An 11,368-nucleotide genomic window follows, 5' to 3' on the forward strand; every position below is an offset into this window, starting at 1 on the left:
CTATTTAATTGCGGCGACTTTTTCCCGATTAGCCGCCGTATCCGGCAATTTATGCATCTCCAGAAAGATGTTGCCGGCATGGAATCCATACCAGGTGACGTCAGTGTGATCTATGACCGTATCGGGAGTGATCATGTACATCCAGTCATTGGCGTGCAGATTGTAAAAGCTTTTACCGACCGGCTGACGCACATCGTAGGACCAGTGCAGGGCAAATCCGAAGGCATCACCAGAAGCCTTTTTGACATCACCGGCCGAACCTTCAGCACTGCCAACAAAGTGATGTGTACTGGTTTCAGTAAGATGCCAGACCCGCTGTTGATAGGTCTTTTTACCGGCAGCATCAAAATAGGTGAAGTTTTCCACCAGAGTTCCCTGATTCCCCTGCCAGGAGCCCATCATGCGCACCACAAAACGATTGACGACCTTACCTGAACGATTTTCAAAAACGCCCTGGGCCATCAAGGGGCCATTAAAAAACGTCTTCAAATCAAATTTAGGATGGCTTTGTGCGTATTCCTGCGGCTGAGTGGCACAACCAGCCAGCGCCATCACCAAAGACAAGCCCAAAACTTTATGTACTGTATTCATGATACCCTCCCAGATATGGAACCAGAAAAACGTAACTCCCGACCTTCTACCGACCAATAGCCCATCAAAATAATGGCGATGATTTTGGTCAGCGCCGGAATCACGGCATAACAAAAAGACAAGGCCCAAAGATCTTTCCCTGAGGAATAACCGAGAGCTTGCAAAAGTGGCAATATCAAACCGGCGCCCAAGGCTGTAGCGGCTTTGCCCACCCAATTCAACAACCCGAAATAATTTCCCGGTCGACTGCGACTGTCCTGATCACTGTGATCTGCCAGAAGACTGGGCGGCAGGGCCTGATCTGCCCCGAGAGTCAAACCGGTAAATACACAAATCAGCGCGTAGCCCCAGACATCACCGCTGCGTAGAAAAAAAGCACAGAAAAATGCCAGGGTGGCAATGAACATGGAAAGGCGCCAGGCCAGACTCTTACTGAAATGACTGGATAACCACAACCATAAAGGCATTCCCAATGCGCCCGAAAGAAAGTAGGCCAGTAGAAATAAGGGAGCCAATTGATGCGCACCAAGAATTTCATCCACAAAAAAGAAAAACAGGGTTCCAGCTACGGCATTGGCAGACTGCGACAAGGTATAAATAATCAGCAAGTGCCGTAATGACTTACGTCGCAACGCGGAAAAAAATGCCCACCACGGCGTTTTCTCGCCGACCACCGGGCGCTGCATACTGCGCCTTTGCAAAGGCATTACGGCCAGAATGAGCAACATCGCAAAAATACCCGCAAAAATTTCCAGACCATGATGACGCCCAAAATGCTTCATCAACAGGTCGGGTAATGCGGCTGCAAGTAACACCCCAATTAATGCACCAGCCTCGCGGCTGGTCGTCAGCCAGGTCCGGCCATTGTAGTCATGGGAGAGTTCTGCACCCAAGGCCTGATAATTGACACTACTGACACTGAAAAATATATAAAAAACAATGAGAGACAAGCTTAGACTCAACCAGATCATGCCTGCCAGCGGATTGAACAGTAGATAAAAACCCAGAATCATTCCGGGAATACCCAGAAGAATCAGCAGACGCCGCCCCCGGTGCTGTTCTGCCCAGCGATCACTCCAAAGCCCGATCAAGGGATCCTGCACGGCATCCAGCAAGCGGACTGCCAACAAAATTACCCCCAGCAAACTCAGGGACATCCCAAAATCCGTGGCATATAAATGGGGTATTAACAGATATACAGGCAAGGCACCAAATGCCAAAGGCATTCCCAGCGGAGCGTAAAGCAGGAGCATTTTCAGGGAGGGCCTGTCCTGCTTATTCATGCAGGTCCAAAAGCTTTTTGCGTAAACCCGGTACCTGGGTATGGGGACTCAACCAGATGGCAAAAAAGTCCGGACAAAATTGCGGGTCATCAATTTTGCTATGGAGCACGCCATTATAATAAAATGCCGTGTATTTCCCGGGCATACACAAGCCGACAATCTGATCACCGGATTGCACATCCGGGAATGCATGCTGGAGGTCAGTCCGATATTTTGCCAACTGAGCGGCATCCAGATCATCCAGTCGCCGCATTTCCTTGAGCGAAGTCTTGACCAGCTCGTGGCTGCTGAAACTGCGCTCATAGTCAATGCCCAAGGCAAAAGTCCGGGTGGGTGTGTACTGATCGCCGCTGATCCACAACGCCGCGTTATAAACACTGAAAAAAAGCCAGTTCAGATGTCCCGCACCCAGCAAATGCAAATCCGGAGCCGCCGTTTTTACCGCTGCCGGCAATGGCACCTTGGGCGCTGCAGACCAGGCGAACGGGCTCATCAAAAGCAAACAGAAAATAGTCAGCAGCTTAGCCATGAGTCAGGGTTACCTGGGTCAGATCAATTTCTCCTTCCGCAAAACCGGCTTCGCAATAAACCAGATAAAAGCGCCACATTTTGCAGAATACCGAGTCATAACCGAGGCTTTTAACGGCCTCTTCCTGAATATCAAAACGATGACGCCAAATGCGCAAAGTCCTGGCGTAGTCCTGACCAAAATCTTTGCGTTCGAGCAATTGCAAACCGGCTGTAGATATTTCTTCCTGCAGCCGGGCCGGAGAAGGGAGCATCCCGCCTGGAAACACATAATGACGGATAAAATCAGAACTTCTCTGATAGGCCGAAAAACGCGCATCGGCGATGGTAATACTCTGGATCAGCGCCCGTCCGCCTCTGCGCAGCAGCTGGTGAATTTGCTGAAAATAAATGGACCACCATTCAGCACCCACCGCCTCGAGCATTTCGATGGAGACAATTCCATCATAACGACCCTGTAAATCCCGATAATCCATCAGGGAAAATTCCGTTAAATGACTGAGCCCCTGTTTTTCAAGCCGCTCTTTCGCATAAGCCAACTGCTCTTTTGACAGGGTAATACCATGCACAAAAAACCCGCAACGCGCTGCATATTCGGCAAATCCACCCCAACCACAGCCTATTTCCAGAAGTCTTGATCCAGGGGCCAAATTCAGGGCACTGAGCGCCCGTGCATATTTTCTTTCCTGGGCGTCAGTCAGCGTCAGGGAATCGTCACCATCATACAAGGCACTGGAATACGTCATACTCGAATCCAACCAGAGCTGGTAAAATTCATTGCCCAGGTCGTAGTGAAACGAAATATTCTTGCGGCTACCGCGCCGGGTATTGGCGCGCAACAGTCGGTTCAGCAGGGTGAATATCAAGCGCCGGAACCATGAACCCTCAACGAATTTTTCGACCATGGCACGATTGGCAATAGCCAGACGCAGCAATGCCACCGGATCACTGCTCTCCCACAAGCCTTCCATGTAACCGCGCCCGAAAGCAATATCACCATCCCGCGCCAGCAGCGACAAAATTCGCCAGTCATTCACCACCCACTCGGCTTGAATACCCGATTCTGCCCCCTGAAACTGCAAAATTTCCCCTTCCGGGGTTTTCAGCGTCAATTGTCCGCAATGCATGCCTTCCAGCATCTTCAGCAAGCTTTGTGCAGAGCGGGGAAGTCCTGACATAGGAATTCTTTGGTTACCAAGCGCTGTACTCATAAACTGATCTCCTGCTGGAGGGGCTCCGGTTTTTTATGAAAAGGAATGTGCGCACGCCATAGTCGGATGGCCTGCCAATGAATAAAAAAAACGACTGAGAAGGTCATGAAAGGCTGCTGCAAAACGGCCCGCCAGATGCTGGAAATATTCAGATCACGGCGCTGCCCCGCAATTTGCGTGATGAGACAGGGCGCGCCATCCGCATCCAGATAATGAATATCTGCCTGAAATCCTTGATCTTCGAGATGAAAGCGAAAGCGATACTGCCCTTCTACCGGTAAAAACGGGGATACATGAAAAGCCTTATTGGCAACCAGCCAGTCACCCTTGCCGATAGCGCGCCGGTCTGCGTGCGCCAGTAAATAACTATGGTGCTCGCCGAAAGTGTTGTTCACCTCAGCCAGCACGCCGCGCAGTCTGCCGGCTTCGTCCAGGCCCAGCCAGAAACTGACCGGATTAAAAACATATCCCCAAAGACGGGGATAGGTGACCAGGACAAAGCGGCTGACTTCAATCTGCTGCTCGGCAAAAATGTCGCGAATCCAGGCTGAAAGTGGCGAACCATCACGGCCACCATGATCACGATCGTGAAAACGCAGGGGACTGAAGCGGCAAAGAATTTTCTGCAGCAGCGACAAATCATCCAGATCAAAGCAAATACTGAAGGTCCGGTAATGAAATGCGCGTCGCAACGGCTGCAGGCGACGATGCATGACGCGGCCCAGCAGAAGCCCGCCCTTCAGCGTAGAACTTGTTGTGGCCATGTTTCCATCCGGGGTTCAGTGGCAGGACTTGCCTGCTTTTGCCAGGTAGCGCGAATACCCATGTGGTTGGCGACTTCGACGGCACTGCGCAAACCGTCTTCATGAAAACCATGGCCCAGCCAGGCACCACAAAACCATAAGCCATCTCGACCCTGCAGACGACGCACGGCCTCCTGGCCAGCCAATGCCCCATGATCAAATACCGGATGGGCATAATGAAACTGTGCCCAGGTTTTTTGCGGATCCGGTACGCGCTGCGGGTTCAAAGTAACCATAACCGGCGTCTTGAAGGGCAGAGGTTGCAACTGATTGATCAAATAGGTGACAGCCACCGAACGCCGGGCGTCGGCAACCCCTTCTTCATGAAAATTCCAGGCAGCCCAAGCTTTGCGATGCTTGGGAAGAAAACTTTCATCCCAATGCAGGTAGGCTTCATTGTCCTGATATTGACACTGCGCCAGCGCCGCGCTTTGTTCTGGCCAATGGTCACCCAGCAACTTTCTGGCCTGATCGCCATGCAGGGCGCAAATGACCTGATCAAAGTGTTCTTTCTGATTGCCGGCAAACTGGACCATGACCCCGCCTTCCGGAGCCGGATGCAATGCTTCCACCGGCGCATTCAGACGGACATCGCTGAGCTGTCGAGTGATGCGCTGGACGTATTCACGGCCTCCACCAACAACTGTCCGCCATTGTGGCCGATCAAAAATCTGTAACAGTCCATGATTCCGGTAAAACTGCAAAATGGAACGCGCCGGATAAGCCAGCATGGTTGCGGTCGGGCAAGACCAGATGGCTGCCGCCATGGGAAGAAGATAGGCTGTTTTGAACCACTCCCCGTAGGCTCCCCGACGCAGAAACTCGTCCAGGGTGATGTCAGCATCGCTTATGTTTAACCAGGCCAACGCCTCGCGATTGAAGCGCAAAATATCCTTGAGCATTCCCCAAAAAGCCGGACGCAAAATATTCCGCTTCTGGGCGAAAAGCGTGCTCAGACTGGAGCCGCACCATTCCAGATTCAGGGCAGGAAGGCGCACACTGAGGGACATGTCACTGGCGGTCCAGGGTACATTCAGTTCCGCGAAAAGCCCCAGCAAATTCGGGTAGGTTCGATCGTTAAACACCAGAAAACCGGTATCTACAGGTGCTGAAACGCCCTGCAGGCTGACATCCACGGTGTGAGTATGACCGCCGGGGTAGTCCGCCGCCTCGAAAACACTCACGCTATGCGTTTTCCGCAATATCCAGGCGGCCCCCAGCCCGGAAATACCTGCACCAATGATGGCAACTCGCATAAATCTCCTTTATTGTTTTTAAATGTATTGTACAAGTACTCACTTAGTATAGGATAACGCAAAGCTCCCCAAACATCCTATGTCGGTTCGAATGATCCAGAACCTGCAATGCCTCGGTACGCTCAAATCCCCACAGCACAACCGCAACACCCTGGCAAAGTGGCCTTATCAGCTATTACGCAAATACTTCGTCAGTGGATGCAGGTTCAGACACCTTGCGCATTGCGCCGAAGCCTTGTTAGTCTTATTGTACTATACAATTTCTAATTTTGTATAAGCCATGAAACCCCTACAACGTCATCAGGAAGAAAAAATCTGTGTGGTCTGCCAGCGCCCCTTTACCTGGCGTAAACGCTGGAAGCGCTGTTGGGATGAAGTACGTTATTGTTCAGCCGCCTGTCGAAAAAATCGGCATCACTCCGGAAACCAGCCCCATGTCTCAGACTGAAAGGACTGTTCGTCATCTGGTAGTGATTCTCGGTGACCATCTGGATCCGGACAGCCTGGCCCTGGAAGGCTTCGATCCGGATCAGGATCTGTGCTGGATGGCCGAAGTGCCCGAAGAGTCCAGCATAGTCTGGTCGCATAAGGCCCGCATTGCCCTGTTCCTGAGTGCCATGCGTCATCATGCTGCAGCCTTGCGGCAACGTCGCTTTCCTTTGGAGTATCTGACCTTTGGCACGCACCCCTATCAGAGCATGAGTCAGGCCCTGGAAGCGGCTCTACTACGCTGGCAGCCCCGGCAAATCATCAGCCTGCGTCCCGGCACCTGGCAGCTGCGCGAAACCATTCGTCACTGCGCAGAAAGTAGGCAGATTCCCTGGCAAGAACGGCGTAATCTTAATTTTCTGTTTTCAGTCCCGGAATTTGGCCAGTGGGCAGAAAATCGTCGCCAGATGCGTCTCGAGTTCTGGTACCGCCACGCCCGGCAAAAAACCGGGATACTCATGGATAATGATCAGCCGGTTGGCGGGCGCTGGAATTTTGATCCGGAAAACCGTCAGCGTCCCGGTTCTCAGGGTCCCGGCTGGATTCCGGAACCTTTGAGTTTTACTCCGGATGCCATCACCCGGGAAGTCATGGCCCTGGTCGAAACACAATTCGCCGAACACCCGGGTAACCTGCAACACTTTGACTGGCCGGTGACTTCCCAACAGGCCCAAGCTGCGCTTCAGGATTTTCTGGATAGTCGTCTTGCACAATTTGGCCCCCTGCAGGATGCTTTCTGGCCAGGACAGGTCTGGCTTTATCATTCCCGGCTGTCTGCAGCGCTGAATCTCGGCCTGATCCGTGCCATAACGGTCATTCAGGCGGTGGAAGAAAATTTCCGGGCTGGTAAAGTTTCCATCGCCTCTGCAGAAGGATTTATCCGGCAAATTTTGGGCTGGCGCGAATACATACACGGCCTCTATTGGCTGCACATGCCCCAATGGCTGCAGCAGAATATCCTCCAGGCCCATCAGCCCTTGCCGGAATTCTACTGGACGGCAAAAACCGACCTGTCCTGCCTGCAGGACACCATCGCGCGCACTCTGGAGCATGGTTATGCTCACCATATTGAAAGACTGATGATTACCGGTCTGTTTGCGTTGCTGCTGGGTGTCGAACCGCAAGCCATTCATCGCTGGTTTCTGGCCATTTACGTGGATGCCGTGGAGTGGGTGGAGCTGCCCAATGTCATCGGCATGTCCCAGTATGCAGATGGCGGCTGGATGGCATCCAAGCCCTATGTCGCCAGTGGTAATTATCTGCAGAAAATGGGCGGGCATTGTCAGCGCTGCCCGTATGAACCCAAATTGGCTAGCGGCGCAAAAGCCTGCCCCTTTACGGTGCTGTACTGGGATTTTCTGCAGACGCACCAGGAACGTTTCCGTCAGCATCCGCGTACCGCCCTGCAATGGAAGCATCTGGAACGCATGTCCGATGACCGTCTTGCGGCGATTCGCGCCCAGGCTCAGGTGATACGCAAAAACCTGGAAGATGGTCACGCATTCGAGGTGAATATAATGCATCCGGAACCCGAAATTTCACGTAATCTGGAATAAGTCTACAAGCGAGGCAAGACATGGCAGAAATCATTCATATTCCCGGCAGCGTATTCTCCGCTCAGGCGCCTGAAAACCTGGTGGAATATCCTGTTTATGCCAAGATTTTGCATCTGGGACTGGTGCTGAGTGTTACCTTTGAGTTATGGAACAGCCTGGCCGCCTTGTGGTTTGCCAATTTCACCTGGTTCCCGCTGCATGTACTTGCCGGGCTGATTCTGACCGGCTGGCTGGTTCTTACCTGGTTGGTGTATTTACTCACACCCTGGGGACGTCATCTTTTGGGTACCTGGTTTTCCTGGCGCACCCCTCAAGCCGTAGGTCATGACCTTGCCCGGCTATTTCGCGGAAAATTACCCAGTCATGGGGTCAGGCCGGGTTTATCCAGCCTCTGGCAAGCCATTTTTTTCATCGGAGTCAGCATCGTGACCTTTGGGGGTTTTCTTGGCTGGCTCGTTCTGCGTGGAGACCTGCATCTGAGCGGAGGCGCACAAATTGGACTTACGCTAATGCGCCTGGGTACCCCCCTGTTAGCCTATTTCTGGATAGGCCATGTTGTCATGGCCACTTATCATGCACTGCGCGGCGACGCCCTTTGGCGTATATTCGCCGTCTGGAAAAGAGGATAAAAGTCATGTCAATCAATCGTCGAGAATTCCTACGCGCAGCGGGTGACCTGATTTTGGCGACTGGAGCAGGTAGTCTGGCATATCCTGCCCTGGCTTGGGCGGATACCAAAATCCCGGTTTTTCCGGAGTATTACACTTATGCCGGGTTTTATCCCAAAATCAATCCCGATACCTATCGTCTTGAGACTGCGGGACTCATCAACAAACCTCAAATTTTCACCCTTCCCGAGTTATATCAACTCAGCAAGGATCGGGAAATCGAAACCTTTCACTGCGTAACCGGCTGGATTGTCAACAATGTTCACTGGCAGGGTATTGCCCTGTCGCATTTTCTGGAGCAGATACAACCTCAGGCAAGCGCCCGCTATGTCGCTTTTTACAGCGCCGATGGCGTCTACGTAGACAGTCTTTCCATGGATCAGGCTCGCGCCCCCGGAGTCATTCTCGCCACGCACATTTCCGGACAGCCGCTGCTGCGAAAAGGCGGATATCCGCTGCGTCTGCTGGTCCCGCAAATGTACGGCTACAAAAGTGTCAAATGGGTCAACAAGATTGTGCTGGACAGCACCCGCCCACAGGGCACCTGGGAGAAGGACGGTTATGCCAACAATGCCTACATCAAGAAGGGTTTCAGCTTCATGGACCTGCTGTAAACCGGAAACGTTGATTTCTCTGCCATTTAGCGGAATTTAACTGGTCGCCGGAAACGGCGGCCAATCAACAGAACAATCAACCCGACCACAAATAAAATAGCTCCACGGATAATCCAGATGGTTTCATTGATCATGAAACTGCTTTTCGGGTAGGGAAATATTCCGGTGCCCTGCAGAAAAAACAACAGGCCTGAAAGCATCAGAAAAATGCCGATGATACTGAGTATGACCAATGCTGTTTTGCGCATGACAACACCCTCAAATGAATCCACGGTTATTTAAATTAACATCTGCCAGGACTGATTTTTCCGCTTACAGAACCACTCAAGCCTTGGGAAGAGTCACACCACTTTGGCCCTGATATTTACCACGCCGATCCGCATAGGACACTTCGCAGACCTCATCAGACTCAAGAAAAAGTACCTGGGCGACACCTTCATTGGCGTATATTTTGGCCGGCAACGGCGTGGTATTGGAAAATTCCAGGGTCACATAGCCTTCCCACTCCGGCTCAAAGGGCGTGACATTCACAATAATACCGCAACGCGCGTAGGTACTTTTACCCAGACAAATGGTGAGCACATTGCGGGGAATCCGGAAATATTCCAGGGTACGCGCCAAGGCAAATGAATTGGGTGGAATAACGCAGGTATCCCCACTGAAATCCACAAAAGAATCTTCGCTGAAATTTTTGGGATCGACGATGGCACTGCGCACATTGGTAAATACCTTAAATTCACCGGCGCAGCGAATATCATAACCATATGACGACAAGCCGTAGGAAATGATGGGACTGCCCTCTACATGGCGCACCTGACGGGGGGAAAAGGGCTCGATCATCCCCTCATTTTCTGCCATGTGCCGAATCCAGCGATCGGATTTGATACTCATTTTAGCGATTCTGCACGACAATATTGGGGAATTTGTGGCTATGATCCACGGCCTGATTGGCCACCCGCCCGGCCACATGACGCGCCAGTTCGATGTAGATTTTGGCCAGACGCGAATCGGGTTGCGCCACCACCGTGGGCGCTCCATTATCAGCTTCGCTGCGAATGCTGCGGTCCAGGGGGATGGCACCCAGAAATTCCACGCCATCCTGCTCGGCCATGCTGGCACCGCCGCCATGTCCGAAAATATCGTCCTCATTGCCACATTTGGGACAAATATAAAAACTCATGTTCTCGATGATCCCGAGGATTGGAACCCCGACTTTCTCAAACATTTTCAGACCCTTGCGAGCATCCAGCAAGGCAATATCCTGGGGCGTGGTGACAATGACCGCCCCGGAAACCGGCACTTTCTGCGCCAGGGTCAACTGGGTATCGCCCGTACCCGGTGGCAGATCGATGACCAGATAATCCAGTTCTCCCCAGCGGGTATCCGAGAGCAGCTGCTCCAGCGCCTGCATGACCATAGGCCCGCGCCAGACCATGGGGGTTTCTTCGTCAATCAGGAAACCGATAGACATGGCTTTAAGGCCATGCCCCTCCATGGGTTCCATCTTTTTTCCATCTTTGCTGGTGGGTTTACCGGAAATACCCAGCATGCGCGGCTGGCTGGGACCGTAAATATCGGCATCCAGAATTCCTACCCGGGCACCTTCCTTGGCCAGCGCCAGCGCCAGATTTACTGATGTGGTTGACTTGCCCACGCCACCCTTGCCCGACGCTACCGCAATAATATTTCGCACGCCTTCCATGAGCTTGACGCCGCGCTGGACCTGATGGGTGACAATACGATGACTGACCAAAACATCCGCCTGCAGGCCGTGGTCATTTTGAATCTGCCGCGCCACATCCTGACTCAGACTGATAGCTACACCAGCGCTGGGATAGGGTAATTCCAGTTTGACCTGGTTACCGTCCACACTTTTGAGTACGCCGGCTTTTGCGAGGGTTTTACCCAGATAAGGGTCTTCCATTGCCTGCAATGACTGCTCTACTTGTTCCCGCGTCAATTCTGCCATGCTCGTCCTCATCTCCGGCATCCAAAGCTGCCGTCATATTAAGTGGTGTATCCGCAAAAATCTGTTTTTTCGCGGCAGTGGATCAAGGTGCGGTCTCTGCACTGATCACGACTTCGTGACGCTCCAGACCGCCCCCTTCACCAAAGGCTTCCTTGGGCAGCGGATTGGTATGGGCCGCCTTGAAATCGTCACTTTTCATCCAGGCCTCGAACGCTGCCTGATCAGCCCAGTGCGTCAGCACGACATAAACGCCGTCATCATTGACCGGACGCAAAACCTCCATGCGCACAAATCCCGGCTGCTTATCCACTTCTCCCGCGCGTTTTTGAAAACGTGCCTCAAACTCGGCCCGATATTCGGCCTTTACAGGTACCCGATTCGCGACAACATATTGCATGAT

General features: G+C 52.4%; 14 protein-coding genes. 4 read left to right on the top strand and 10 right to left on the bottom strand.

Annotation, left to right across the window (positions count from 1 at the left end; genetic code table 11):
* Genes GCD22_RS15405 through GCD22_RS15430 form a run of 6 tightly spaced genes read right to left on the bottom strand, consistent with a single transcriptional unit; the run spans position 1 to position 5,672 of the window.
* Complete coding sequence (locus GCD22_RS15405) at positions 1-591, bottom strand: DUF3833 domain-containing protein (protein ID WP_031571307.1); 591 nt, start codon at positions 589-591, stop codon at positions 1-3.
* Positions 588-1,874, bottom strand: a complete 1,287-nt coding sequence (locus tag GCD22_RS15410; protein WP_031571305.1) for an MFS transporter — start codon at positions 1,872-1,874, stop codon at positions 588-590. The genes GCD22_RS15405 and GCD22_RS15410 overlap by 4 nt, the downstream gene beginning before the upstream one ends.
* On the bottom strand, positions 1,867-2,403 hold the full coding sequence (locus GCD22_RS15415; RefSeq protein WP_024894761.1) for a chalcone isomerase family protein: 537 nt from the start codon (positions 2,401-2,403) through the stop codon (positions 1,867-1,869). Before GCD22_RS15415 ends, GCD22_RS15410 begins: the two co-directional genes overlap by 8 nt.
* Entirely contained in the window at positions 2,396-3,613 is a 1,218-nt protein-coding gene (locus GCD22_RS15420; protein ID WP_051690533.1) for an SAM-dependent methyltransferase, read from the bottom strand. Before GCD22_RS15420 ends, GCD22_RS15415 begins: the two co-directional genes overlap by 8 nt.
* A complete protein-coding gene (locus GCD22_RS15425) occupies positions 3,610-4,377 on the bottom strand; it encodes a DUF1365 domain-containing protein (RefSeq protein ID WP_081577593.1) in 768 nt (255 codons plus the stop codon). The genes GCD22_RS15420 and GCD22_RS15425 overlap by 4 nt, the downstream gene beginning before the upstream one ends.
* Positions 4,353-5,672, bottom strand: coding sequence for an NAD(P)/FAD-dependent oxidoreductase (locus GCD22_RS15430; RefSeq protein WP_035210178.1), 1,320 nt, complete (start codon positions 5,670-5,672; stop codon positions 4,353-4,355). The genes GCD22_RS15425 and GCD22_RS15430 overlap by 25 nt, the downstream gene beginning before the upstream one ends.
* A gap of 280 nt (positions 5,673-5,952) precedes the next feature.
* Between GCD22_RS15430 and GCD22_RS15435 the strand changes: the two genes are divergently transcribed.
* From GCD22_RS15435 to GCD22_RS15450, 4 genes are read left to right on the top strand one after another with little or no spacing between them, the layout of a single operon-like run.
* Entirely contained in the window at positions 5,953-6,120 is a 168-nt protein-coding gene (locus GCD22_RS15435; RefSeq protein ID WP_080707771.1) for a DUF2256 domain-containing protein, read from the top strand.
* Positions 6,044-7,717 carry a cryptochrome/photolyase family protein gene (locus tag GCD22_RS15440; protein WP_051690532.1) on the top strand — a complete coding sequence of 558 codons (1,674 nt, stop codon included), beginning with the start codon at positions 6,044-6,046 and terminating at the stop codon, positions 7,715-7,717. The genes GCD22_RS15435 and GCD22_RS15440 overlap by 77 nt, the downstream gene beginning before the upstream one ends.
* 20 nt (positions 7,718-7,737) lie before the next feature.
* Entirely contained in the window at positions 7,738-8,346 is a 609-nt protein-coding gene (locus GCD22_RS15445; RefSeq protein WP_031571294.1) for a hypothetical protein, read from the top strand.
* Between the two features lie 5 nt (positions 8,347-8,351).
* Positions 8,352-8,999: a molybdopterin-dependent oxidoreductase gene (locus GCD22_RS15450; RefSeq protein ID WP_031571292.1), complete on the top strand. Its 648-nt coding sequence runs from the start codon at positions 8,352-8,354 to the stop codon at positions 8,997-8,999.
* Positions 9,000-9,025: 26 nt separating this feature from the next.
* Here the strand turns inward: GCD22_RS15450 and GCD22_RS15455 are convergent, their stop codons facing one another.
* The 4 genes from GCD22_RS15455 to GCD22_RS15470 all read right to left on the bottom strand — a co-directional run bounded on the left by GCD22_RS15455 (position 9,026) and on the right by GCD22_RS15470 (position 11,365).
* Entirely contained in the window at positions 9,026-9,247 is a 222-nt protein-coding gene (locus GCD22_RS15455) for a hypothetical protein (protein WP_031571290.1), read from the bottom strand.
* Between the two features lie 76 nt (positions 9,248-9,323).
* Complete coding sequence (gene dcd, locus GCD22_RS15460; protein ID WP_010637093.1) at positions 9,324-9,890, bottom strand: dCTP deaminase; 567 nt, start codon at positions 9,888-9,890, stop codon at positions 9,324-9,326.
* Position 9,891: 1 nt separating this feature from the next.
* Complete coding sequence (gene apbC / locus GCD22_RS15465) at positions 9,892-10,968, bottom strand: iron-sulfur cluster carrier protein ApbC (protein ID WP_031571287.1); 1,077 nt, start codon at positions 10,966-10,968, stop codon at positions 9,892-9,894.
* An 82-nt stretch (positions 10,969-11,050) separates the two neighbouring features.
* Positions 11,051-11,365 carry an antibiotic biosynthesis monooxygenase family protein gene (locus tag GCD22_RS15470; RefSeq protein WP_010637090.1) on the bottom strand — a complete coding sequence of 105 codons (315 nt, stop codon included), beginning with the start codon at positions 11,363-11,365 and terminating at the stop codon, positions 11,051-11,053.
* Positions 11,366-11,368 lie beyond the last annotated feature (3 nt).

It is taken from the genome of Acidithiobacillus thiooxidans ATCC 19377 (assembly GCF_009662475.1).
GTDB lineage: Bacteria > Pseudomonadota > Gammaproteobacteria > Acidithiobacillales > Acidithiobacillaceae > Acidithiobacillus > Acidithiobacillus thiooxidans.

What these genes read in the sequence shown, in the direction of transcription:
- apbC (WP_031571287.1), bottom strand. Translation starts at nt 10,968, where the DNA reads ATGGCAGAATTGACGCGGGAACAAGTAGAGCAGTCATTGCAGGCAATG.
- GCD22_RS15450 (WP_031571292.1), top strand. Translation starts at nt 8,352, where the DNA reads ATGTCAATCAATCGTCGAGAATTCCTACGCGCAGCGGGTGACCTGATT.
- GCD22_RS15435 (WP_080707771.1), top strand. Translation starts at nt 5,953, where the DNA reads ATGAAACCCCTACAACGTCATCAGGAAGAAAAAATCTGTGTGGTCTGC.
- GCD22_RS15415 (WP_024894761.1), bottom strand. Translation starts at nt 2,403, where the DNA reads ATGGCTAAGCTGCTGACTATTTTCTGTTTGCTTTTGATGAGCCCGTTC.
- GCD22_RS15425 (WP_081577593.1), bottom strand. Translation starts at nt 4,377, where the DNA reads ATGGCCACAACAAGTTCTACGCTGAAGGGCGGGCTTCTGCTGGGCCGC.
- GCD22_RS15440 (WP_051690532.1), top strand. Translation starts at nt 6,044, where the DNA reads ATGAAGTACGTTATTGTTCAGCCGCCTGTCGAAAAAATCGGCATCACT.
- GCD22_RS15420 (WP_051690533.1), bottom strand. Translation starts at nt 3,613, where the DNA reads ATGAGTACAGCGCTTGGTAACCAAAGAATTCCTATGTCAGGACTTCCC.
- GCD22_RS15430 (WP_035210178.1), bottom strand. Translation starts at nt 5,672, where the DNA reads ATGCGAGTTGCCATCATTGGTGCAGGTATTTCCGGGCTGGGGGCCGCC.
- GCD22_RS15455 (WP_031571290.1), bottom strand. Translation starts at nt 9,247, where the DNA reads ATGCGCAAAACAGCATTGGTCATACTCAGTATCATCGGCATTTTTCTG.
- GCD22_RS15405 (WP_031571307.1), bottom strand. Translation starts at nt 591, where the DNA reads ATGAATACAGTACATAAAGTTTTGGGCTTGTCTTTGGTGATGGCGCTG.
- dcd (WP_010637093.1), bottom strand. Translation starts at nt 9,890, where the DNA reads ATGAGTATCAAATCCGATCGCTGGATTCGGCACATGGCAGAAAATGAG.
- GCD22_RS15410 (WP_031571305.1), bottom strand. Translation starts at nt 1,874, where the DNA reads ATGAATAAGCAGGACAGGCCCTCCCTGAAAATGCTCCTGCTTTACGCT.
- GCD22_RS15470 (WP_010637090.1), bottom strand. Translation starts at nt 11,365, where the DNA reads ATGCAATATGTTGTCGCGAATCGGGTACCTGTAAAGGCCGAATATCGG.
- GCD22_RS15445 (WP_031571294.1), top strand. Translation starts at nt 7,738, where the DNA reads ATGGCAGAAATCATTCATATTCCCGGCAGCGTATTCTCCGCTCAGGCG.